The following is a 22,445-nucleotide window of genomic DNA, read 5'->3' as shown; positions in this document are numbered from 1 at the left end:
GTGATGATTAACAGGCTGTTTTCAACAAAAAAACATTTACAAAACACAGGTAGTTTGTAGGCTAATAAATAATTTGCGCAAACGCGGACTTCAACCATGACCACGGGCATTGTCATTACCGCCGCCGGACGCGGGGAGCGCTTTATTCAGGCCGGCGGCCGGGGCAACAAATTGAACGCCGGATTTGCCGATGCGGCGGGCGAGCGGCGATCGCTGTTCGAACACACCCTGCGCCAGGCGCTGGCCTCCGGCCTGCCGGTACAGGTGGTGACCCGGCCGGATAATCTGCCGGTGCTGGCCGCCTGCGCCGCCAACCAGGTGCCGGTCACCCTGCTCGCCAGCGCGGGCCTCGGCGACTCGATCGCCGCGGGCGTTGCGGCCACGCCGCACTGGCAGGGCTGGCTGATTCACCTGGCCGATATGCCGTTCGTCGGCGCCGATGTTTTCCGGCAGGTGGCGGATGCCTTACGGCAGCACGCGATCGTGCGCCCCTGCTATGCGCAACAGCCCGGTCATCCGGTCGGCTTTTCCGCTCTATTGCGCAAACCCCTTTGCCAACTGCGCGGCGATAATGGCGCGCGTGAACTGCTGCAAGGCGCGGCAGTGCACCTGCTGCCGCTTGAGCAACCCGGCGTCGTGCAGGATATTGATCTTCCATCGCAACTCCCGGCCAGCGAGTAAATTCACCTATGCAACATCTTGACGTCACCGTGGTCAGCCAGGCGATAAGCTGGCTGCAGCAACAGCCGGTCTGGTTATGTACCGTGCTCAGCACCTACGGCTCTTCGCCGCGCTCGCCGGGCGCGCTGATGGCGGCGACCCGCGATGGCCGCTACAGCGGCTCGCTGTCGGGCGGCTGCGTGGAGGAAGATTTTTTGCGCCGCGTGGCCGCCGGGGAGTATCAGGCGGCCAGCCAGGTGATTCGCTACGGTGAAGGCGGCATGACGCCCAACGTGGCGCTGCCCTGCGGCGGCGTGCTGGACGTGCTGATCGAATACCTGCCGGCGAGTGAAGCCAGCATCGCTTACCTGCGGCGCATCGCCGGCGCGCTGGAAGGGCACCACGCGTTGATCAAACGCCTGACGCTGCCCAACGCCTGCCACAGCCTCGAGCAGAGCCACTTCACCAGCGCCACCCAGGTCGAACGCCGGCTTGAGCAGATCACCCTGCACATCGCGGCCGCGCCGCGCCTGCTGATCGCCGGGCTGTCCAGCGTGGCGCTGTACTGCGCCGATTTCGCCGTGGCGCTGGGGTTTGAGGTGCTGGTGTGCGAGAACCGCCCGGAGGCGCTGGATAACTTTGCCGCCGAGCTGAAACCGGGCGTGACGTTGCTGCGTCAGTTTCCGGCCAAATTCATTGAGGAAGGGGGTTGCCACGCCAATACCGCCGTCGTGGCGCTGACCCACGATCCGCGCATGGACGACCTGACGCTGATGGAAGCGATCCACACCCCGGCGTTTTACATCGGCGCCATGGGCTCGCTCAGAAACAGCGCGCGGCGGCGCCAGCGTTTGCAGCAGATTGCCGAATTCACCCCGCAGGAGCTGGAACGCATCCATGCGCCGATCGGCCTGCCGCTGGGCAGCAAAACCCCGGCGGAGATCGCCCTGGCGGTGATGGCGGCGATCGTGCAGCAAAAAAACCGGCTGCCGGCCGCCGACGAGCTCAATGCAGCGGCACCACCGGCACCAGATGCTGCAACTCCAGATGCAGCTCCTCTTTCCCGCTCAGCGAATAGCTGAACACCGTAATGTCCGGCCCCTCTCCGCGGGCCAACCCCATTTCGGGCAGCACCTGCGTGTAGATTTGAATGATGTGGTCATTGAGCGCCACCGGCTTGCCGGAATAGCGAAAACGGCAAAACTCGCCCTGGCTCTCCGGCAACGGCTCCAGCACCACGCCTTCGCGCAGCGGGTATTCCGTCGTCACGCCCAGGGTATAATCGACCCTGACCCGCTCGCCGTCCGGCACCAGTTGGGTAAACGAATAGGTTTGCGTCGGGCGCTCGCCCAATAAGGTATAGAACTGCGCCCGCAGCGCGCTGCGCTGCGGCAGGTGCGACTTGTCCAGCTTCTCGATATCCAGGTGATAAGCGTACTGCTTGCCGTGAAAGGCGTATTGCCCGCTGGCGATGCTGACGCGTTCGACCTGAATATCGCCCGGCTGGCTGGCCGCCAGCGAACGCACCAGATTACTGAAGTCCTGCTTGCGGGCATGGCGATAGACGCTGGGCGATTCGGCGAAGTGTTTCTTGAAACAGCGCGAGAACGTCTGCTGGTTATCGAATTGGTATTCGACCGAGATATCGAGGATGCTCTTCTGCGTGAAACGCAAGGCGAAGGCGGCGAGATAGAGGCGGCGAGCGCGGATATACGAAGCTAACGATAATCCGGTCTGCTTCTTGAACATGCGCTGCAGATACCATTTCGTATAGCCTGACTTGGCGGAAACGATATCCAACGACAGCGGATTGGTCAGATTATCCTCAATCCAGACCAGCAATTCCTTGATATGACTTTCCTGCGTACTCATGTGCTTGCCGAGCCTTCTGTTGCCGATATTCCATTAGTCGAATTTTAGTGCTGTCCGCGTAGGGTATACAGGTTAAAACTCGCCGTCCAGCAGGCTACAGGACTTTACACAATCCCCTTCACCGCCCGCAGGCGGCGAAGGGGGCCGCGCTTATTTCAGGCAGCTGGAGCACTGACCGGCCTGGATCTTCTGGAAGAAGTCATTGCCTTTGTCATCCACCAGGATAAACGCCGGGAAATCTTCCACCTCGATTTTCCAGATCGCTTCCATGCCCAGCTCAGGGTACTCCACGCACTCCAGGCTCTTGATACTCTGCTGCGCCAGCACCGCCGCCGGGCCGCCGATGCTGCCGAGATAGAAACCGCCGTGCTTGTGGCAGGCATCCGTTACCTGCTGGCTGCGGTTGCCTTTCGCCAGCATGATCATGCTGCCGCCGTGGGATTGCAGCAGATCGACGTAGGAGTCCATACGCCCGGCGGTGGTTGGCCCCAACGAACCGGACGCGTAGCCCTCCGGCGTTTTGGCCGGGCCGGCGTAGTAGATCGGGTGATCCTTGACGTACTGCGGCAGGCCTTCACCGCGATCCAGGCGTTCTTTCAGCTTGGCGTGCGCGATATCGCGGCCGACGATGATGGTGCCGCTCAGCGACAGGCGGGTGGAAACCGGGTACTGCGACAGCTGTTTGAGGATCTCGGCCATCGGACGGTTGAGATCGACCTTGATCGCCTCGCCCTCCCCGGCCTGGCGCAGCTCCTGAGGAATGAATTTCCCCGGATTGTGCTCCAGTTTTTCCAGCCAGATGCCGTCGCGGTTGATCTTGCCTTTGATGTTGCGATCCGCGGAGCAGGAGACGCCCATGCCGACCGGGCACGACGCGCCGTGGCGCGGCAGGCGCACCACGCGGATATCGTGCGCGAAGTATTTGCCGCCGAACTGCGCGCCCAGACCCAGGTTCTGCGCTTCTTGCAGCAATTCCGCTTCAAGTTCCAGATCGCGGAACGCCTGGCCATGCTCGTTGCCTTCGGTCGGCAGACCATCGTAATACTTGGTCGAAGCCAGCTTGACGGTTTTCAGCGTCGCTTCCGCCGAGGTGCCGCCGATGACGAACGCCACGTGGTACGGCGGGCAAGCCGCGGTGCCCAGCGTGCGCATCTTGTCGACCAGGTAATTTTTCAGTTTGCCCGGCGACAGCAGCGCCTTGGTTTCCTGATACAGATAGGTTTTGTTGGCGGAACCGCCGCCCTTGGCGATGCACAGGAACTTATACTCTTCACCGTCCACGCTGTAGAGATCGATCTGCGCCGGCAGGTTGCTGCCGGTGTTGACCTCTTTGTACATATCCAGCGCGGCGTTCTGCGAATAGCGCAAATTCTCTTGGATGTAGGTGTTGTACACCCCGCGCGACAGCGCGGCTTCATCGCCGCCGCCGGTCCAGACGCGCTGGCCCTTTTTGCCGACGATGATCGCCGTGCCGGTGTCCTGGCAGGTCGGTAAAATACCCTTGGCGGCGATTTCTGAGTTACGCAGAAATTGCAGCGCAACGTACTTGTCGTTTTCGCTGGCGTCCGGATCTTTGAGGATATCGGCCACCTGCTGCTGGTGCGCCGGGCGCAGCATGAACGAGGCGTCGTGGAACGCATGCTGGGCAAGCAGGGTTAACGCTTCAGGGGCAACTTTCAGAATTTCCTGGCCTTCAAATTCGCTCACGGAAACGTGGTCGCGGCTCAGCAGGTAGTATTCGGTATCGTCTTTCTTCAGCGGGAACGGATCTTGATAGTGGAACGGTTTATTCGACATTGATCTCTCACTTGCAACATCAGCTGCGTTAAATTCACACTTGCGGCGCACGGCTCGGCGCCTTGTCAAAAAACTGCCTCCACCTTACGTATTTTTAATCAGTCAGTTATTGCGCCAAATCGCAAAATAACCGCTCTTTGCGTAAGGGATTACCACAGGCGGCGTTTCAACCTTGCTCGGTGAGAACTGCGGGTACAGGCTCATCATGCACGCTTTATTATCCCGCAGTTAACACATTGATTACAATCCATCGGCGGCGATCGCCTTATCAATGTGGCGAAAAACCGGCGCGCAGCGCCAAGAAAGCGTCGGATGCGGATTTAGGCCGGGGCATATTGTCAGCCGCCGCGCCATTGCTTAAGCTAGGCCGCAATGAACAAACCAAGAATCCCCATCGCGCTGCAACAAGCGGTGATGCGCTGCCTGCGAGAAAAGCTGCAGTTGGCACGCCGGCATTTTGCCGTCGAGTTCCCCGAACCCAGCATCGTCTATCAGCAACGCGGCACCAGCGCGGGCACCGCCTGGCTGCAAAGCTGGGAAATCCGTCTGAACCCGGTGCTGCTGCTGGAAAACCAACAGCCGTTTATCGATGAAGTGGTGCCGCACGAGCTGGCGCACCTGCTGGTGTTTCGCCAATTCGGCCGGGTGGCGCCGCACGGCCGCGAATGGCGCTGGATGATGGAAAGCGTACTGCTGACCCCCGCCAGCCGCACTCACCGTTTCGAAACCGCCTCGGTGCAAAGCAAAACCTTCCCCTACCGCTGCGGCTGCGGACAGCACCAGCTCACCATTCGCCGCCATAACCGCGTCCTGCGCGGCGAAAGCGAATACCGCTGCCGCCGGTGCGGCGAAAAACTGAAATTTCTTGCTAGCGAGAACATTTAGTTAAACGATTTATACGTTAAAACAAGCAAATATCGCCATTTGCCACTGCCGGCAAGTTCCGTTACCCTGCCTGCTTTTCCAATTTTGAGCTGTTTTGGAATATGCTTCGCAGAATTTTGTTTATGGCGGTTTTCGCCGCAAGCGCCGTACAGGCGCACGGCATCAATAATTTTTCTCAGGCCAAGGCGGCGGCGGCCAAGATTAACCAGGATGCGCCGGGCAGTTTTTACTGCGGCTGCCGCATCGACTGGCAAGGCAAGAAGGGCATCCCGGATCTCGCCGGCTGTGGCTATCAGGTGCGTAAAAACGCCCAACGCGCGCAGCGTATCGAGTGGGAACACGTGGTGCCGGCCTGGCAGTTCGGCCACCAGCTACAGTGCTGGCAGGACGGCGGGCGCAAGAACTGCAACAAAGACGCCACCTATCGCCAGATAGAAACCGATCTGCACAACCTGCAGCCGGCGATCGGCGAAGTGAACGGCGACCGCAATAACTTCATGTACAGCCAATGGAACGGCGGCGCAGGCCAATACGGGCAATGCCCGATGAAGGTGGACTTCAAGAATAAACAGGCGGAGCCGCCCGCCCGCGCCCGCGGCGCCATTGCCCGCACCTACTTCTACATGCGCGATCGCTACCAGCTGCGGCTGTCACGCCAGCAAACCCAGCTGTTCGAGGTGTGGAACCGGCAATATCCGGTGAGCCAATGGGAATGTCAGCGTGAAGCACGTATCGCCAAGGTGCAGGGCAACCACAACCCCTATATTCAACAGGCTTGTCAGCAGCGGAAAAGCTAACCTACTATAGCCTTTATCTTTCATGGCGCCGCCAACCCGCGGCGCCGTTTCGTCAGGATCAGACTACCCATGCGCATACCCCGCATTTACCATCCGCAGCCGTTGACCGATCGGGCGGAGATCGCCCTGAGCGAGGACGCCGCCAACCACGTCGGCCGCGTGCTGCGCATGAGCGCCGGCCAGGCGCTGCAGCTGTTCGACGGCAGCAACCAGGTGTTCGACGCCGAGATAGTTCGGGTGGACAAAAAGAGCGTGCTGGTGCGCCTCGGCGACGGCCGCGTGGATGACATCGAATCGCCGCTCAACCTGCATCTGGGCCAGGTGATCTCGCGCGGCGAGAAGATGGAGTTCACCATTCAGAAGTCCATCGAGCTGGGCGTCAACGTCATTACCCCGCTGTTTTCCGAGCGCTGCGGCGTCAAACTGGACGGCGAGCGTCTGGCGAAGAAAATCCAGCAATGGCAAAAGATCGCCATCGCCGCCTGCGAACAGTGCGGCCGTAACCGCATTCCCGAAATCCGCGAGGCGATGTCGCTGGAAGCCTGGTGCGCCGAGCAGGACGGCAGCCTGAAGCTCAACCTGCATCCGCGCGCCAGCCACAGCATCAACACGCTGCCGCAGCCGGTAGACCGCGTCCGCCTGCTGATCGGCCCGGAAGGCGGTTTGTCCGCCGACGAAATCGCCATGACCACCAACCACGGATTTACTGATATTCTGCTGGGGCCACGCGTGCTGCGTACCGAAACCACAGCGCTCACCGCCATTACCGCTCTGCAGGTCCGCTTCGGCGACCTGGGTTAAAGGAGAAAAGATGATTAAGCTCGGCATCGTGATGGACCCTATCGACTCCATCAACATCAAGAAAGACACCAGCTTCGCCATGCTGCTCGAAGCGCAGCGCCGCGGTTACGAATTGCACTACATGGAGATGAACGATCTCTATCTGCACGCCGGTGACGGGCGCGCCCGCACCCGCCTGCTGAGCGTGAAGGAAGACAAGGAGAACTGGTTCAGCTTCGGCAGCGAGCAGGATCTGGCGCTGCACGATCTGGACGTGATCCTGATGCGCAAGGATCCGCCGTTCGATACCGAATACATCTACGCGACCTACATTCTGGAGCGCGCCGAAGTCAAAGGCACGCTGGTGGTCAACAAGCCGCAAAGCCTGCGCGACTGCAACGAGAAGCTGTTCACCGCCTGGTTCCCGGAACTGACGCCGGACACGCTGGTCAGCCGCAGCGCCGCGCACATCCGCAAATTCCACCAGCAGCACGGCGACGTCATCCTGAAGCCGCTGGACGGCATGGGCGGCGCGTCTATCTTCCGCGTGAAGCAGGACGATCCTAACCTGTCGGTGATCATCGAAACCCTGACCGAACACGGCAGCCGTTTCTGCATGGCGCAGAACTTCCTGCCGGCGATCAAGGACGGCGACAAACGCATTCTAGTCGTCGACGGCGAGCCGGTGCCTTACTGCCTGGCGCGCATTCCGGCGCAGGGCGAAACCCGTGGCAACCTGGCGGCCGGCGGCCGCGGCGAAGCGCGTCCGCTGAGCGAGAGCGACTGGAAAATCGCCCGCGCTGTCGCGCCGACGCTGAAAGAGAAAGGGCTGATCTTCGTCGGCCTGGACGTGATCGGCGATCGCCTGACCGAAATCAACGTGACCAGCCCAACCTGCGCGCGCGAAATTGAGGCGGCATTCCCGATCTCGATTACCGGCATGCTGATGGACGCGATTGAAAAGCGCCTGGCGGCGAAGTAATGCGCCTGCGGGCGGCAAGCCGCCCGCTATCCAGCATCGCGCCCGCCAAAGCCGCCTTTTCGCGGCTTGAAAGGCGGCGGGTATAGCCGCATACTGGCGGCTGTTTATTTTCTCACCCATTGATTACCTTATACTAACGCCATGAATTTACAGCACCATTTTCTGATCGCCATGCCCACCCTGCAGGATCCTCGCTTCAAGCGCTCGGTGATTTACGTCTGCGAGCACAACGAAGAAGGCGCCATGGGTTTGGTGATCAATAAACCGGTGGAGCAGTTCACGGTAGCCACGGTATTGAGCAAGCTGAAGATCATGCCGCCTGCGCGCGATCCGGCCATCAGCCTGGACAAGCCGGTGTTCGCCGGCGGCCCGCTGGCGGACGATCGCGGATTTATCCTGCATACGCCGCGCCACGGCTTCGGCGCCAGCATTCAAATTTCCCCCAACACCATGATCACCACCTCGAAAGACGTGCTGGAAACGCTCGGCACCCCGGAACAACCGGACGACGTGCTGGTGGCGCTGGGTTATGCAGGTTGGGAAAAGGGCCAGCTGGAGCAGGAGGTGTTGGAGAACGCCTGGCTGACCATCGAAGCCAACACCGACATTCTGTTCCGCACGCCGATCGCCAGCCGTTGGCGCGAGGCGGGGAACCTCCTGGGTATCGACATTCGCAGCATCGCCAACCACGCAGGACACGCCTGATGAGCAACCGCACCATTATCGCCTTCGACTTCGGCACCAAAAGCATCGGTGCGGCCGTCGGCCAGGAGTTGACCGGCAGCGCCCGCGCCCTGCCGGCCTTCAAAGCGCAGGACGGCTCGCCGGACTGGCTGAAAATCGAAAAGCTGCTGAAGGAGTGGCAGCCGGATCTGGTGGTGGTCGGCCTGCCGCTGAACATGGACGGCACCGAACAACCCGTGACCGCCCAGGCGCGCAAGTTCGCCAACCGCCTGCACGGCCGCTTCGGCATCCAAATCGATCTGCATGACGAGCGCCTGAGCACCGTGGAAGCGCGCGCCAACCTGTTCGATCGCGGCGGCTTCCGCGCGCTCGACAAAGGCAGCGTGGATTCCGCCTCTGCGGTGGTGATCCTCGAAAGCTGGTTCGAACGGCAGCTGGGTTAACCCTCCGTTCCCTCCTCCGCACTCTCCCCCAACACGCCGGCGTCGATCCGCTGCTGCAAACCTTGCTCAAAGGTTTGCATGCCGGACTGCGCGCCGGTTTGCAACACGCTCGCCAACTGATGGGTTTTCCCTTCGCGGATCAGGTTGCTGACCGCCGCCGTCGCCGTCAGCACCTCAAAGATCGCCACTCGCCCGCCGCCGGGCCGCCTCATCAGCTTTTGCGCGATCACCGCCTGCAGGCTGCCGGCCAGCTGGGCGCGCACATAGGGTTTCTCTTCCGCCGGAAACACGTCCACCAGCCGTTCCACCGCCTGCGGCGCGCTGCGGGTGTGCAGCGTCGCCAGCACCAGGTGGCCGGTCTCCGCCGCGGTGAGCGCCAGCCGAATGGTGGCAATATCGCGCAGTTCGCCCAGCAGGATCACATCCGGATCTTCGCGCAGCGCGGCGCGCAACGCCGCATCGAAGCTTTGACTGTCGCGGCCGATCTCCCGCTGCTGGATCAGCGAACGCCGGCTGCGGTGCAGGAATTCGATCGGATCCTCCAGCGTCAAAATGTGCCGCGGCTGGTGTCGGTTGATCTCGTCGATCATCGCCGCCAGCGTGGTGGACTTGCCGCTGCCGGTGGCGCCGGTGACCAGGAGAAGCCCGTTGTCGCGCCGCAGCAGCGCCGGGACGATGGCCGGCGCCGCCAGCTCGGCAAGCGAAGGCGCCTGCCCGGCGATACGCCGCAACGCGAGAGACATCCCCGCGCTTTGCTGAAAAACGTTGGCCCGCAGCCGTTCCCCGCCCGGCCGGTGCAGCGCCAGATCGACCTGCCCCAGCCGCCGCAAGCTCTCGCGCTGCTGCGCATTCAGCAATCCGTCGCAGAGGGCCTGCACGCCTTGCGCCGTCAGCGTTGGCGCCGCCGCCAGCGGCTGCAGTTCACCGTCGATGCGCAACATCGGCGGATGACCGGCACAAAGGTGCAGATCGGAAGCATTATGCTTTACACTAAGGGCCACGAATTCATCGATATCCATATCACTCTCCCGGGTCAATAATGAGCACTATCCAACAGAACCTGCAGGATGTCAGAAACCGCATCGCGGCCGCCGCGCAAAACTGCGCGCGGGCGCCAGAAGAAGTTGCCCTGCTTGCAGTCAGCAAAACCAAACCTGTGGCGGCGATCGAAGAAGCCATCGCCGCCGGCCAGCGCGCCTTCGGCGAGAACTACGTGCAGGAAGGGGTAGACAAGATCCGGCATTTCGCCGAGTCGCCGCAGGGCGGCGAGCTGGTGTGGCACTTTATCGGCCCGCTGCAATCCAATAAGAGTCGGCTGGTGGCGGAACACTTCGCCTGGTGCCATACCGTAGATCGGCTGCGCATCGCCCAGCGCCTGAGCGATCAGCGCCCGGCCGGCATGCCGCCGCTCAACGTGCTGATTCAAATCAACATCAGCGACGAGCAAAGCAAATCCGGCATCGCGTTAAGCGAACTGCCAGCGCTGGCCGAAGCGATCGCTGCGCTGCCGAACCTGACGCTGCGCGGCCTGATGGCCATCCCGGCGCCAGAAGCGGATTATCAGCGGCAGCTGGCGGTATTCAACCAGATGAACGACGCATTTCTCGCCCTGCGTCAGCGTTATCCGCAGGCCGATACGCTATCTATGGGCATGACGGACGATATGGCGGCAGCGATTGCCGCAGGCAGCACCCTGGTGCGCATCGGCACCGCAATTTTTGGCGCCCGCGACTACTCGCAGGCCTGACAAACAGACGAGGGATTTGATGCAACATCGCAAGATTACCTTTATCGGCGCCGGCAACATGGCGCGTGCAATCATCGCCGGCCTGGTGGCGGGCGGCTATCCGGCCAAATCCATCAGCGTCTGCGCCCCTTCGGCGAAAAACCGCGATGCGCTGGCGGCGGACTATGGCATCGTCAGCAGCGGCGACAACGTCGCCTGCGCGCGCGCGGCCGAAGTAGTGGTGCTGGCGGTCAAACCGCAGATGATGGCCGACGTTTGCCAACCGCTGCGCGAGCAGGTCGATTTCAGCGGCAAACTGGTGCTGTCGATCGCCGCCGGTATTCAGGTCAGCCGTTTCTATCAGCTGCTCGGCGACAAGCTGGACATCGTGCGCATCATGCCCAACACCCCGTCGTTGGTCGGCAAGGGCATGAGCGGGTTGTACGCGCCGGCGCAGGTCAGCCAGCAGGATCGCGACTACACCGGTGATTTAATGGCGTCGGTCGGTAAAGTTTGCTGGGTCGATGACGAAAATGGCATCAACGGCGTGATCGCTGCCGCGGGCAGCGCCCCGGCCTATTTCTTCCTGTTTATGGAGGCGATGCAAAAAGAGGCCGAACGTATGGGCTTCGACAGCCAGACCGCGCGCGATCTGGTGCAGCAGGCCGCTTCCGGCGCCGCCGCGCTGGTGGAAGCCAACCCGGATACGCCGCTGGGCACGCTGCGCGAGCAGGTGACCTCCAAAGGTGGCACCACCGCCGAAGCGCTGCGGGTGTTCAATGAACGCCATCTGCCGGAAACCGTGGCGCAAGCGATGCAGGCCGCCGTTTCCCGCGCGCAAGAGATGGAAAAATTATTTTAAATAACCATGAGTTAAGGAGAAGGACCACTTCATGCTAACGCTGACTTTCCTGGTCAAGACCGTTATTGATCTGTACGTGATGGTGCTGTTGCTGCGCATTTGGATGCAGTGGACACGCACCGATTTTTACAACCCGTTCTCGCAGTTTGTGGTGAAGATCACCCAGCCGGTGGTCGGCCCGCTGCGCCGCATCATCCCGTCGCTGGGGCCCATCGACAGCGCTTCACTGCTGCTGGCGTTCCTGCTGATGACCATCAAGTACCCACTGCTGCTGCTGATCCAGGGCGGCGCGATGTCGCTCAGCCCCTATAACCTGCTGTTCGGCCTGATCTCGCTGGTTAAGTCTGCCGGCTACCTGATCTTCTGGGTGATGATCATTCGTGCGCTGATGAGTTGGATAAGCCAGGGCCGCAGCCCGATCGACTATGTAATGTACCAGCTTACCGAACCCTTGATGGCGCCGATCCGTCGCATTATCCCGGCGATGGGCGGCATCGACTTTTCCGCCATGGTGGTGATCCTGATCCTCTATCTGATCAATTACCTGGGCATGGATCTGTTCGGCGAGATCTGGTTCCTGCTGTGAGTGCAGTCACTCCGGTGCTGGACGGGCTGGCGATCAGGCTATATATTCAGCCGAAAGCCAGCCGCGACCAAATTATCGGCTTGCATGGCGACGAACTGAAAGTCGCCATCACCGCCCCGCCGGTCGACGGCCAAGCCAACGCCCATTTGATCAAGTTTATCGCCAAGCAGTTCAAAGTGGCGAAAAGCAACGTCACCATCGAGAAAGGCGAACTGGGGCGGCATAAACAGTTACGCATCGTGAATCCGCAACAGATCCCCGCCGTGGTCGCGGCGCTCATCGAATAATTTTCAAGGTAGTCATTATGCAAAAAGTCGTTCTTGCCACCGGTAACCCGGGCAAAGTGCGCGAACTCGCCGACCTATTGGCCGATTTCGGCCTGGACGTGGTCGCGCAAACCGATCTGGGCGTGGAATCCGCCGAAGAAACCGGGCTGACGTTTATCGAAAACGCCATTCTGAAAGCGCGCCATGCGGCACAGGTCACCGGCCTGCCGGCGATCGCCGACGACTCCGGCCTGGCGGTAGACGCGCTGGGAGGCGCACCGGGCATCTACTCCGCGCGCTACGCCGGTGAAGACGCCGACGATCGGCAGAACCTCGACAAGCTGCTGGCGGCGCTGAAAGACGTGGCGCCAGGCCGGCGCGGCGCGCAATTCCACTGCGTGCTGGTCTATCTGCGCCATGCGCAAGATCCGACGCCGCTGGTGTTCCACGGCAGCTGGGCCGGCGAAATCACCGAGCAAGCCGCCGGCGAAGGCGGTTTCGGTTACGATCCTGTCTTCTATGTGCCGGAGCTGGGCCGCACCGCCGCCGAGCTGAGCCGCGACGAGAAGCGAGCGATTTCGCACCGTGGCAAGGCGTTGAAGCTGATGTTGGAAGCCATGCGCAATGCTTAAGCTGCCCCCGCTGAGTCTCTACATCCACATCCCGTGGTGCGTGCAGAAATGCCCGTACTGCGACTTCAACTCCCATGCGCTGAAGGGTGACGTGCCGCATCAGGAGTATGTCGATCATCTGTTGGCGGATCTGGATGCCGACCTGCCGCTGGCCGGCGGCCGGGAGATAAGCACCATCTTCATCGGCGGCGGCACCCCCAGCCTGCTGAGCGCCGAGGCGATGCAAGCCTTGCTGGACGGCGTGCGGGCGCGCATTCGCGTCGCCGACGACGCCGAAATCACCATGGAGGCCAACCCCGGCACCGTGGAGGCCGATCGCTTCAGTGGCTACCAGCGCGCCGGCGTCAACCGCATCTCCATCGGGGTGCAAAGCTTCAGCGCCGAGAAGCTGACCCGCCTGGGGCGCATCCACGGCCCGGAAGAGGCCAAGCGCGCGGCGACGCTGGCGACCGGCCTCGGCCTGCGCAGCTTCAACCTCGATCTGATGCACGGCCTGCCGGATCAGTCGCTGGAAGAGGCGCTGGACGATCTGCGCCAGGCTATCGCCCTCAATCCGCCGCACCTGTCGTGGTATCAGCTGACCATCGAGCCGAACACCCTGTTCAGCTCGCGCCCGCCGGTTTTGCCGGACGACGACGCGCTGTGGGATATCTTCGAACGCGGCCACCAGCTGCTGAGCGCCGCCGGCTATCAGCAATATGAAACCTCGGCCTACGCCAAGCCGGGCTACCAATGCCAGCACAACCTCAACTACTGGCGCTTCGGCGACTATCTGGGGATCGGCTGCGGCGCGCACGGCAAGGTGACCTTCAGCGACGGGCGCATCCTGCGCACCGCCAAGACCAAGCACCCGCGCGGCTTTATGCGCGGCGACTACATGGACAAGCAGCATGAGGTGGCGGCGGCGGATCGGCCGTTCGAATTCTTCATGAACCGCTTCCGCCTGCTGGAAGCCGCGCCGCGCGCCGACTTCGCCAACTACACCGGGCTGGCGGAAAGCGTCATTCGCCCGCAGCTGGACGAGGCGCTGGCCAAAGGCTATCTGGAAGAAACCGCGGAGCACTGGCAGATCACCGAGAAGGGCAAACTGTTCCTCAACTCGCTGCTGGAACTGTTCCTGGCGGACGACGAGTAAAAAAAAGCGCTGAATAATCAGCGCTTTTTTTCATGTTCAGGCGGCATTATGAGGGCGATGCGTCACGTCGCCACGCCCCTTCAGCAATCCCTCAACGGAAACATCCTCGTCCAACGCGTCCCAAAGCTGACGCGTTTAGCCGTACTCATGCCAAGCCTCCAAAAACAATGCCTGATAGGTATCAACCAGAATTTCGCTTCGCCTCAGCGTCTCTGATATGGATATGCGATATCTATCCGTTACTTCAACGCCTTCAGCAGATCCTTGCGCTGGGTTTCCAGTGCGGTGACGCGGTTGCAAACGTCGCGGCCGAAGTTCTGGAAGTCCTGCTCCTGGTTGTTCCATTCGTTCTGGATCGCCTTCTGCAAGCCGCCCAGGTTGCCCATGATCGCCTGTAGCGGATTGCCGCCGCTGTTGGCGGCCTGTTTGACGCCCATCTCGTTCAGGCTGTCCTGCAGCACCCCGCCCATGCTCTGCTGCACGATGTTGCGGCCGTCCTGTTCCACCTGGTCAATAGCCTTGTGGTGGAAGGTCAGGCCGTCGCTGCGGTGCTCAATGATGCGGTTCATCTGCTGCTTCAGCTGGCCGTTCAGGGTGGTCAGCCGGTTGCGCACGTTGCTGTTGCTGCCCAGCTCTTTGACGATCACCTTATCCAGCGACGAGCGGGCTTTCTCCAGGTGCTGCTGCGCGCCGTCGTCGATCCACGGCAGCTGCTTGCGCAGCGCGCTCTGGTAGCTGAAGGCTTTCTGCCGCTGGCTGTCGTTCAGGCTCAGCGCCTGGCCGTTGCGGATCACGTCGCCATCCGGCGAAATTTGCAGGTCGCCGCTGGCGCCTTTCACCTGCACGCTCTGCGGGCTGATGATCACATCATCCTGGGGTTTAACGCTGCATTGGTACTCGGCGTGGGCCTGCGCGGCAGTCGCCGCCAGCAGCAGTAAGGCTAACCCGGTTTTCTTCAACATAGCTTCTCCTGACTCCCATCCAGATTGGGATTAAAAAATCGAACGACCGATACGTTGAGACAACAGTTCCAGCGCCGCAGTTCCCGCCAGCGAGTTGCCGGAAGCATCCAGCTCCGGCGACCAGACGACGATCGACAACTCATCCGGTACGATGGCCACGATGCCGCCACCCACGCCGGACTTGCCCGGCATCCCCACCCGATAGGCGAATTCGCCGGCGCCGTCGTACATGCCGCTGGTCATCATCAGAGCATTGATCTGCCGGGCCTGCAGCGGGCTGATCACCGCCTCGCCGCTGAGATCGCGGCCGCGATTGGCCAGATAGACGAAGCTGCGCGCCAGCTCCACGCAGCTCATGCGCAGCGCACAGTAGTGGAAATAGGTTTGCAGGACGGTGATCACGTCGTTCTCGAAGTTGCCGAACGACTTCATCAGGTAGGCGATGGCCGCATTGCGATCGGAGTGTTCGAACTCGGAGCGCGCCACCCGCAGGTCATAGGCCAGGTCGTCTTCGCCGGCCAGCTGGCGCACCACCTCCAGCATCCGCTGTTTGGGGGCGCTGAGCCGGGTTTGCAGCATGTCGCACACCACCAGCGCGCCGGGGTTGATAAACGGATTGCGCGGTTTGCCCTGTTCCATCTCCAGCTGCAGCAGCGAGTTGAACGGCAGGCCGGAAGGCTCTTTGCCGACGCGCCGCCAGATCTCAGGCTCCTGATAGCGCGTCAGCGCCAGCGTCAGGCTCAGCACTTTGGAGATCGACTGAATGGAGAAGCGCTCCGCGGCGTCGCCGGCCTGGAACAGTTCGCCGTCCACCGTGCAGACGGCGATCGCCAGCCGATCGGCGGGCACCTCCGCCAACGCCGGGATGTAGTCGGCCACTTTCCCCTGGCCAATCAGCGGGCGCACCTGTTGCAGGATATCCTCCAGCAACGCGTTATCCAATGTTGTTACCACCTCGGTCACACTCCGGGCAAAACAAAGGCGCCGTTAAGGCACCTTAGATCAATAAAACGGCGCGGCGCGAAGCCGCGCTCATCGGGCAAGCGCGATCAATCCCACCAGATATCGAACAGATCGCTGACCTTAACGTCGCTCAGTTTGCGCGCTTCCAGCCAGTTTTTCACCAGCTCGCGATGCTCGTCGGTGCAGTGGCCGATCTTCTGCAGGCAGATCAGACCTTCCCACTGCAGGTAGCCGCTGCCGTCAAACGCCAGGCCGTTCGGCTCGATCACTTCATCGATGAAGGTATCGAGCGTGCTGTCGATGTCCTCCACCGACGTGCCTTCGGCGAAGCGCCAGGCTACGGAGAAACCCAGCTCCTGAAATTCTTCAATGTGCAACTTTTTACGTAAACGACGACTGCGGTTCTTAGCCATTATTCTTTCCTCTCAAACATCAAGTCCCAAACGCCATGTCCCAGGCGCTGGCCGCGTAATTCAAATTTCGTCAGTGGGCGCGAATCCGGACGCGGCACGTAATCATTATCGCTGGAAAGATTACGGTAGCCTGCGACCCCGTTCATAACCTCTAACATATGTTCCGCATAAGGTTGCCAATCGGTGGCCATGTGGAAGACGCCGCCGGTCTTCAGCTTGCGCAGCACCAGTTCGACAAACGGCGTTTGCACGATGCGGCGCTTGTTGTGGCGCGCCTTGTGCCACGGATCGGGGAAGAACAGCTGCACCATGTCCAGCGAGCCGTCCGGGATCATGTTTTCCAGCACCTCAACCGCGTCGTGGCACATCACGCGCAGGTTGCTCAGCTTCGCCTCGTGGGCGTCGGCCAGGCAGGCGCCCACGCCCGGCGAGTGCACCTCAATCCCTAAAAAGTTCTGCTGCGGGTTGTTGCCCGCCATGGTCACCAGCGAGGCGCCCATGCCAAAACCAATCTCCAGCACCGTCGGCGCGTCGCGGCCGAACAGTGCGGCGAGATCGACAGCGTCAGCCTGATACTCCACGCCCATCACCGGCCAATAGTTCTCCAGCGCGTGCTGCTGGCCTTTGGTCAGCCGCCCCTGGCGGCGGACAAAACTGCGGATACGGCGCATCGCGCGGCCGTTCTCATCAAATTCCGGGGAGATGACGTCATTAATCATAGTGCTTTCTGTCTGTTTGGCTGCCAATTAGGGAAACGCGCATTATGCAAAGATACATTGGTTTAGCAAGTGTTCATCTTCTGTACCCGCCGTGCGGCGTCGGAAAGTTCCGGTTTACAGCACCATGACTCTATGCTGCAATCTCGCTTCATTTTCTGCCGGATAACGACGCTGCTCATGATGCAAGCACAACAATTCGCACAGGTGGTGCTTGACTGGTATCAGCGCTACGGCCGCAAGACCCTGCCGTGGCAGCTGGAGAAAACCGCCTATCAAGTATGGCTCTCCGAGGTGATGTTGCAACAGACCCAGGTTGCCACCGTCATTCCTTATTTTCAGCGCTTTATGGCCCGTTTTCCCAACGTGCGCGCGCTGGCGGAGGCCCCGCTGGACGAAGTGCTGCATCTGTGGACCGGCCTCGGCTATTACGCCCGCGCCCGCAACCTGCACAAGGCGGCGCAGACCATTGTCGCACAGCACGGCGGCGAGTTCCCGACAACCTTCGCAGAAATCGCCGATTTACCGGGCGTCGGCCGTTCCACCGCCGGCGCGGTGCTGTCGTTGGCGCTGGGCCAACACTATCCGATCCTCGACGGCAACGTGAAGCGCGTGCTGGCCCGCTGCTACGCGGTGGAGGGCTGGCCGGGCAAGAAAGAGGTCGAAAACCGGCTGTGGAAAATCAGCGAAGAGGTCACCCCGGCGCAGGGCGTCGGCCAGTTCAACCAGGCGATGATGGATTTGGGCGCCATGGTCTGCACCCGCTCCAAGCCCAAGTGCGAACTCTGCCCGCTCAACGTCGGCTGCCTGTCTTACGCCAACCACAGCTGGGCCAACTACCCCGGCAAGAAACCCAAACAGACCCTGCCGGAAAAAACCGCCTACTTCTTATTGCTGCAGCACGGCGAGCGCGTGTGGCTGGAACAGCGCCCGGCGGTGGGGCTGTGGGGCGGCCTGTTCTGCTTCCCGCAGTTCAGCGCGCGCGTCGATTTGGAACTCTGGCTGCAGCAGCGCGGTCTGAAAGGCAAGCGCCTGGAACAGCTGACCGCGTTTCGCCACACGTTCAGCCATTTCCACCTCGATATCGTGCCGATGTGGCTGTCGCTCGACGCGGCGGGCAGCGGCATGGATGAGGACGCGGGTCTCTGGTATAACTTAGCGCAGCCGCCGTCGGTCGGGCTGGCGGCGCCGGTAGACCGTCTGTTGCAACAGTTGGCGAAGCAGCCCCCGATCCAACAAAACTTATATGGCGATAGCGCCATCGATGAGGAATTAGCATGAGCCGCACCATTTTTTGTACTTTCCTGCAGCGCGACGCCGAAGGCCAGGACTTCCAGCTTTATCCCGGCGACGTCGGCAAGCGCATCTACAACGAGATCTCCAAGGAAGCCTGGGGCGAGTGGATGAAGAAGCAGACCATGCTGATCAACGAGAAAAAGCTGAACATGATGAACGTGGACGACCGCAAGCTGCTGGAAGAGGAAATGATCAAGTTCCTGTTCGAAGGGCACGACGTGCACATCGAAGGCTATACGCCGCCGAGCGAATAACGCTGTTGGGGCCAGGCGCTGGCCCGCTTCAATCCTCTTATACTTCTTCCAAACGGCTTTAAGATGAAGAAAATTTTAGCTTTGCTCGTAATAGCGCCTTTGCTGATCTCCTGTTCCGGCAAAAAAAGTGAAGAAATCAACGAAGCCTGGATTAAAGATACCAACGGCTTCGACATTCTGATGGGCCAATTCGCCCACAACATCGAGAACATCTGGGGTCTGAACGAAGTTCTGATCGCCGGGCCGAAAGACTACGTCAAATATACCGACCAATACCAAACCCGCAGCCACATCAACTTCGACACCGGCGCCATTACCATCGAGACCATCGCCACCACCGATCCGGCCGCGCACCTGCGCCAGGCGATCATCAGCACGCTGCTGATGGGTGACGATCCGGGCTCCATCGATCTCTATTCCGACGCCAACGATATCCAGATCAGCAAAGAGCCGTTCCTGTACGGCCAGGTGCTGGATAACAAGGGCGCGCCGATCCGCTGGGAATGGCGCGCGGCGCACTTCGCCGATTACCTGCTGCAGACCAAGCTGCAAAAACGCACCTCCGGCCTGCACGTGATCTACTCGGTCACCATCCAGCTGGTGCCGAACCACCTGGACAAACGTGCGCACAAATACCTGCCGATGGTGCGCAAGGCGTCGGAAAAATACGGCGTGGACGAGTCGCTGATCCTGGCTATCATGCAGACCGAATCGAGCTTCAACCCGTATGCGGTGAGCGGTTCGGACGCGCTGGGCCTGATGCAGGTGATGCAGCACACCGCCGGCAAGGATGTGTTCCAGATGCGCGGCAAGTGGGGCACCCCGAGCCGCAGCTACCTGTTCGATCCGGAGAACAACATCGACACCGGCACCGCCTACCTGGCGATCCTGCAGAACAACTACCTGGGCGGCATTCAGAACCCGACCTCGCGCCGCTATGCGGTGATCACCGCCTACAACGGCGGCGCCGGCAGCGTGCTGCGGGTGTTCTCCAGCGACAGAACGCGCGCGGTGGGCATCATCAACGCCATGCAGCCGGGCGACGTGTATCAGACGCTGACCACCAAGCACCCGGCCGCCGAGTCGCGCCGCTATCTGGTGAAAGTGAATACCGCGCAGAAGAGCTACCGCAGGAAGTAACGCGTTCCGCGTGGATAAATGGAAAGGGCCGGTGCGAACCGGCCCTTTTTCTATGGCTTGATCATATAGCCGAAAATGCGCTTCCAGCCGTGATCTTTTTTCTCGATGTAGACCCCCTGCAGCTCCGGCGAGAAGCCCGGCAGGCGGTTGATGCCCTCTTCCAGCGCCAGGAAGTAACGCTGCACCGCGCCGCCCCACACTTCGCCCGGCACCACGCACAGCACGCCCGGCGGGTACGGCAAGGCGCCTTCCGCCGCGATGCGCCCTTCCGCCTGGCCGATCGGCACCAGCTCGACGTTATCGCGGATAAACTCCACGTTGGCGTCCTGCGGGTTCATCACCACCGGCGGGAAATGATCCTGGCGGAACATCTCCTTTTGCAGCTGTTTGACGTCGAAGCTGACGTACAGATCGTGCATCTCCTGACACAGCCGGCGAATGCTGTAACCGCGGTAGCGCTGCTCGTTCTTGCGGTACACCGTCGGCAGCACCACGCTCAGCGGCGCGTCCTCTGCAACATAGCGCTCGAACTGCGCCAGCATCTCCACCAGCTGTTCCATCTTGGCCGGGTTCTCCGCCGGGGTCAGCAGGAACAGGATCGAGTTGAGATCGCACTTCTCCGGCACGATGCCGTTCTCGCGCAGGAAGTTGGCCAGAATGGTGGCCGGCACGCCGAACTCGGTGTATTGGCCGGTCGCGGCGTCGATGCCCGGCGTGGTCAGCAGCAGCTTGCACGGATCGACCAAATACTGATCCTGGGCATAGCCTTCGAAGCCGTGCCACGTCTCCCCCGGCACGAAGGTGAAGAAGCGCGCGTCGTTGGCGATAAGGTCAGTATCGTGATCCTGCCAGTCTTTGCCCGCCACCTGCAGCGGAATAAACGGCTTCAGCTGCGAGCAGCGCTTGAGCAGCTGTTTGCGCGTCTCGATGCCCAGCTTGACGCAGTCCATCCACATGCGGCGCCCGGCGGGGCCGGCGTGCATCTTGGCGTTGACGTCCAGCGCGGCGAACAGCGGATAGAACGGGCTGGTCGACGCATGCAGCATGAACGCGTTGTTCAGGTGCTTGTGGTTGCAGTGGCGCTTTTGCCCCTTGATATGATCGTCTTTCTTGTGGATCTGCGAGGTCTGCGAGAACCCCGCCTGCTGTTTATGCACCGACTGGGTGACGAAAATGCCCGGGTCGTGTTCGTCCAGCTCCAGCAGCAGCGGCGAGCACTCTTTCAGCATCGGAATAAAGCCTTCGTAACCCACCCAGGCGGAGTCGAACAGGATGTAGTCGCACAGATGGCCGATGGTGTCGATCACCTGGCGAGCGTTGTAAATCGTGCCGTCGTAGGTGCCGAGCTGAATGATCGCCAACCTGAACGGCCGCGCCGCCGCGGCCTTCTCAGGCGCCACTTCGCGGATCTGCTCGCGCAGGTAACGTTCGTCGAAGCAGCGCGCGTCGATGCCGCCGATAAAGCCGAACGGGTTGCGGGCGGTTTCCAGATAGACCGGCGTGGCGCCGGCCTGGATCAGCGCGCCGTGGTGGTTGGATTTGTGGTTGTTGCGATCGAACAGCACCAGATCGCCACGGGTCAGCAGCGCGTTGGTCACCACCTTGTTGGCCGCCGAGGTGCCGTTGAGCACGAAATAGGTTTTATCGGCGTTGAACACCCGCGCCGCGTGCTTTTGCGCATCCTTGGCCGATCCTTCGTGGATCAGCAGATCGCCCAGCTTGACGTCGGCGTTGCACATGTCGGAACGGAACAGGGTTTCACCGTAGAAATCGAAGAACTGCCGGCCGGCCGGGTGCTTGCGGAAGAACTCGCCGCCCTGGTGCCCCGGGCAGGCGAAGGTCGAATTTTCCATCTCGACGTAGGTCTTCAGCGTTTTGAAGAACGGCGGCAGCAGCGCCTGCTCGTAGGCGTCGGCGGCGGCCTCCAGCTGCGCCATGTAGAACGGCTTGCTGGCGCCGGCCAGCAGCGCGAAGACCCCACTGACGAACGGCAGATAGTCCGGCGAGAGATGCTCATCCCCTTCCACCGCCACAAAGGTCGGGATGTCGAACCCCGTCGCCTGCAAGCGCGCCAGAATACCGGCGTTCACGTCGGCGACCGACACCACCACCGCCGCCACGTCGGTGTAGTCCGTCTGCTCTACGCGCACGATCTGACGCAGCGTCTCAATGGTGGCGACCAGGCTGGCGCTGGTCGCGATTTTCAATTCTTTCATCATGCTGACTCTCAAACGGTGAAGGATGAGGGTGTGCCACCGGCACGGTAATGAGATAACGCGGTTATCCCGGTAAAAACGATACCCGGGCACGGCAGCATAAGCGGCGTGCGTGACCGGCTCATGATCGGCGATCATCAGGCGGCTATCGGGAAAACTGGTCTTGGCAGCGTCCGACAGGCATCAGTAAAATCAGGGCCGCAGCGCTGGCTTTACGCATGCCTAACAGCGAGCATCAGGCGGCCTTACCGCATGGCCGGCAGGCGTATTCGGGCGGATGGCGTACGGAGGAAACAACGGCGGAACGGTGGCGGCGTCAGATGTCTGGTGCGCAGCAGCGCTTGAGCAACAAAACCAGTCATGCCAATAACCCTCTGG

At 61.2% G+C, this 22,445-nt stretch carries 25 protein-coding genes and 1 pseudogene; 17 read left to right on the top strand and 9 right to left on the bottom strand.

The window, feature by feature from the left end:
* Positions 1–96: 96 nt before the first annotated feature.
* Entirely contained in the window at positions 97–681 is a 585-nt protein-coding gene (locus ACJ8PI_RS18120; protein WP_033649596.1) for a nucleotidyltransferase family protein, read from the top strand.
* 8 nt (positions 682–689) lie between these two features.
* Complete coding sequence (locus ACJ8PI_RS18115) at positions 690–1,742, top strand: XdhC family protein (protein ID WP_101427351.1); 1,053 nt, start codon at positions 690–692, stop codon at positions 1,740–1,742.
* Here ACJ8PI_RS18115 and ACJ8PI_RS18110 read toward each other — a convergent pair.
* Together ACJ8PI_RS18110 and fumA are read right to left on the bottom strand one after the other, a co-directional pair.
* Complete coding sequence (locus ACJ8PI_RS18110; RefSeq protein WP_164134849.1) at positions 1,666–2,532, bottom strand: helix-turn-helix domain-containing protein; 867 nt, start codon at positions 2,530–2,532, stop codon at positions 1,666–1,668. The genes ACJ8PI_RS18115 and ACJ8PI_RS18110 overlap by 77 nt on opposite strands.
* A gap of 150 nt (positions 2,533–2,682) precedes the next feature.
* Positions 2,683–4,329 carry a class I fumarate hydratase FumA gene (gene fumA, locus ACJ8PI_RS18105; RefSeq protein WP_033649593.1) on the bottom strand — a complete coding sequence of 549 codons (1,647 nt, stop codon included), beginning with the start codon at positions 4,327–4,329 and terminating at the stop codon, positions 2,683–2,685.
* 372 nt (positions 4,330–4,701) lie between these two features.
* Between fumA and ACJ8PI_RS18100 the strand changes: the two genes are divergently transcribed.
* The 6 genes from ACJ8PI_RS18100 to ruvX all read left to right on the top strand — a co-directional run bounded on the left by ACJ8PI_RS18100 (position 4,702) and on the right by ruvX (position 8,900).
* Complete coding sequence (locus tag ACJ8PI_RS18100; protein WP_060441036.1) at positions 4,702–5,214, top strand: SprT family zinc-dependent metalloprotease; 513 nt, start codon at positions 4,702–4,704, stop codon at positions 5,212–5,214.
* A 101-nt stretch (positions 5,215–5,315) separates the two neighbouring features.
* Entirely contained in the window at positions 5,316–6,011 is a 696-nt protein-coding gene (gene endA / locus ACJ8PI_RS18095) for a deoxyribonuclease I (protein ID WP_164134850.1), read from the top strand.
* Between the two features lie 69 nt (positions 6,012–6,080).
* The gene (gene rsmE / locus ACJ8PI_RS18090) at positions 6,081–6,812 is read left to right on the top strand and encodes a 16S rRNA (uracil(1498)-N(3))-methyltransferase (protein WP_033635938.1); all 732 of its coding nucleotides are present in this window, start codon (positions 6,081–6,083) and stop codon (positions 6,810–6,812) included.
* Positions 6,813–6,822: 10 nt separating this feature from the next.
* Positions 6,823–7,773, top strand: coding sequence for a glutathione synthase (gene gshB, locus ACJ8PI_RS18085; RefSeq protein WP_047729854.1), 951 nt, complete (start codon positions 6,823–6,825; stop codon positions 7,771–7,773).
* A 141-nt stretch (positions 7,774–7,914) separates the two neighbouring features.
* Positions 7,915–8,478: a YqgE/AlgH family protein gene (locus ACJ8PI_RS18080; protein WP_033635940.1), complete on the top strand. Its 564-nt coding sequence runs from the start codon at positions 7,915–7,917 to the stop codon at positions 8,476–8,478.
* The gene (ruvX, locus tag ACJ8PI_RS18075) at positions 8,478–8,900 is read left to right on the top strand and encodes a Holliday junction resolvase RuvX (RefSeq protein ID WP_015379046.1); all 423 of its coding nucleotides are present in this window, start codon (positions 8,478–8,480) and stop codon (positions 8,898–8,900) included. The genes ACJ8PI_RS18080 and ruvX overlap by 1 nt, the downstream gene beginning before the upstream one ends.
* Here the strand turns inward: ruvX and ACJ8PI_RS18070 are convergent.
* Entirely contained in the window at positions 8,897–9,919 is a 1,023-nt protein-coding gene (locus ACJ8PI_RS18070) for a type IV pilus twitching motility protein PilT (protein ID WP_164134851.1), read from the bottom strand. The genes ruvX and ACJ8PI_RS18070 overlap by 4 nt on opposite strands.
* 20 nt (positions 9,920–9,939) lie before the next feature.
* Here ACJ8PI_RS18070 and ACJ8PI_RS18065 point away from each other — a divergent pair, with 20 nt between their 5' ends.
* The 6 genes from ACJ8PI_RS18065 to hemW are packed head-to-tail and all read left to right on the top strand — an operon-like array spanning position 9,940 to position 14,107.
* Positions 9,940–10,647 carry a YggS family pyridoxal phosphate-dependent enzyme gene (locus tag ACJ8PI_RS18065; protein ID WP_033649587.1) on the top strand — a complete coding sequence of 236 codons (708 nt, stop codon included), beginning with the start codon at positions 9,940–9,942 and terminating at the stop codon, positions 10,645–10,647.
* Between the two features lie 19 nt (positions 10,648–10,666).
* A complete protein-coding gene (gene proC, locus ACJ8PI_RS18060; RefSeq protein ID WP_049213489.1) occupies positions 10,667–11,488 on the top strand; it encodes a pyrroline-5-carboxylate reductase in 822 nt (273 codons plus the stop codon).
* A 31-nt stretch (positions 11,489–11,519) separates the two neighbouring features.
* Positions 11,520–12,074: a YggT family protein gene (locus ACJ8PI_RS18055; protein WP_033635944.1), complete on the top strand. Its 555-nt coding sequence runs from the start codon at positions 11,520–11,522 to the stop codon at positions 12,072–12,074.
* A complete protein-coding gene (gene yggU / locus ACJ8PI_RS18050; protein WP_004948014.1) occupies positions 12,071–12,361 on the top strand; it encodes a DUF167 family protein YggU in 291 nt (96 codons plus the stop codon). The genes ACJ8PI_RS18055 and yggU overlap by 4 nt, the downstream gene beginning before the upstream one ends.
* Positions 12,362–12,378: 17 nt before the next feature.
* Positions 12,379–12,972, top strand: a complete 594-nt coding sequence (locus tag ACJ8PI_RS18045) for an XTP/dITP diphosphatase (RefSeq protein ID WP_033635946.1) — start codon at positions 12,379–12,381, stop codon at positions 12,970–12,972.
* Positions 12,965–14,107 carry a radical SAM family heme chaperone HemW gene (gene hemW / locus ACJ8PI_RS18040; protein ID WP_033654661.1) on the top strand — a complete coding sequence of 381 codons (1,143 nt, stop codon included), beginning with the start codon at positions 12,965–12,967 and terminating at the stop codon, positions 14,105–14,107. Before ACJ8PI_RS18045 ends, hemW begins: the two co-directional genes overlap by 8 nt.
* A 36-nt stretch (positions 14,108–14,143) precedes the next feature.
* Here the strand turns inward: hemW and ACJ8PI_RS18035 are convergent.
* From ACJ8PI_RS18035 to trmB, 5 genes and pseudogenes are all read right to left on the bottom strand, one after another.
* Positions 14,144–14,230 (bottom strand): annotated as a pseudogene (locus ACJ8PI_RS18035) (DUF2442 domain-containing protein); the annotation flags it as partial.
* 116 nt (positions 14,231–14,346) lie between these two features.
* A complete protein-coding gene (locus ACJ8PI_RS18030; protein ID WP_033654660.1) occupies positions 14,347–15,069 on the bottom strand; it encodes a DUF2884 domain-containing protein in 723 nt (240 codons plus the stop codon).
* 30 nt (positions 15,070–15,099) lie between these two features.
* Positions 15,100–16,023 (bottom strand): glutaminase B, encoded by a 924-nt coding sequence (gene glsB, locus ACJ8PI_RS18025; protein ID WP_164134852.1) that lies wholly within the window; start codon positions 16,021–16,023, stop codon positions 15,100–15,102.
* 95 nt (positions 16,024–16,118) lie between these two features.
* Entirely contained in the window at positions 16,119–16,445 is a 327-nt protein-coding gene (locus ACJ8PI_RS18020) for a YggL family protein (RefSeq protein WP_025304256.1), read from the bottom strand.
* Positions 16,445–17,164: a tRNA (guanosine(46)-N7)-methyltransferase TrmB gene (gene trmB / locus ACJ8PI_RS18015; protein WP_033654659.1), complete on the bottom strand. Its 720-nt coding sequence runs from the start codon at positions 17,162–17,164 to the stop codon at positions 16,445–16,447. Before trmB ends, ACJ8PI_RS18020 begins: the two co-directional genes overlap by 1 nt.
* 177 nt (positions 17,165–17,341) lie before the next feature.
* On the opposite strand from trmB, the gene mutY reads away from it, so the two are divergent.
* From mutY to mltC, 3 genes are all read left to right on the top strand, one after another.
* A complete protein-coding gene (gene mutY / locus ACJ8PI_RS18010) occupies positions 17,342–18,442 on the top strand; it encodes an A/G-specific adenine glycosylase (protein WP_239509802.1) in 1,101 nt (366 codons plus the stop codon).
* Positions 18,439–18,711 carry an oxidative damage protection protein gene (locus ACJ8PI_RS18005; protein WP_004937404.1) on the top strand — a complete coding sequence of 91 codons (273 nt, stop codon included), beginning with the start codon at positions 18,439–18,441 and terminating at the stop codon, positions 18,709–18,711. The genes mutY and ACJ8PI_RS18005 overlap by 4 nt, the downstream gene beginning before the upstream one ends.
* 63 nt (positions 18,712–18,774) lie before the next feature.
* The gene (gene mltC / locus ACJ8PI_RS18000) at positions 18,775–19,851 is read left to right on the top strand and encodes a membrane-bound lytic murein transglycosylase MltC (RefSeq protein WP_033649581.1); all 1,077 of its coding nucleotides are present in this window, start codon (positions 18,775–18,777) and stop codon (positions 19,849–19,851) included.
* A 50-nt stretch (positions 19,852–19,901) separates the two neighbouring features.
* Here mltC and speF read toward each other — a convergent pair whose 3' ends face one another.
* The gene (gene speF / locus ACJ8PI_RS17995) at positions 19,902–22,067 is read right to left on the bottom strand and encodes an ornithine decarboxylase SpeF (RefSeq protein ID WP_041038110.1); all 2,166 of its coding nucleotides are present in this window, start codon (positions 22,065–22,067) and stop codon (positions 19,902–19,904) included.
* Between the last annotated feature and the right edge of the window lie 378 nt (positions 22,068–22,445).

Source organism: Serratia sp. CY82433, from assembly GCF_052166535.1.
In the GTDB taxonomy this organism is placed as follows: domain Bacteria; phylum Pseudomonadota; class Gammaproteobacteria; order Enterobacterales; family Enterobacteriaceae; genus Serratia; species Serratia sarumanii.
This window is presented reverse-complemented; position numbering and strand designations above follow the sequence as displayed.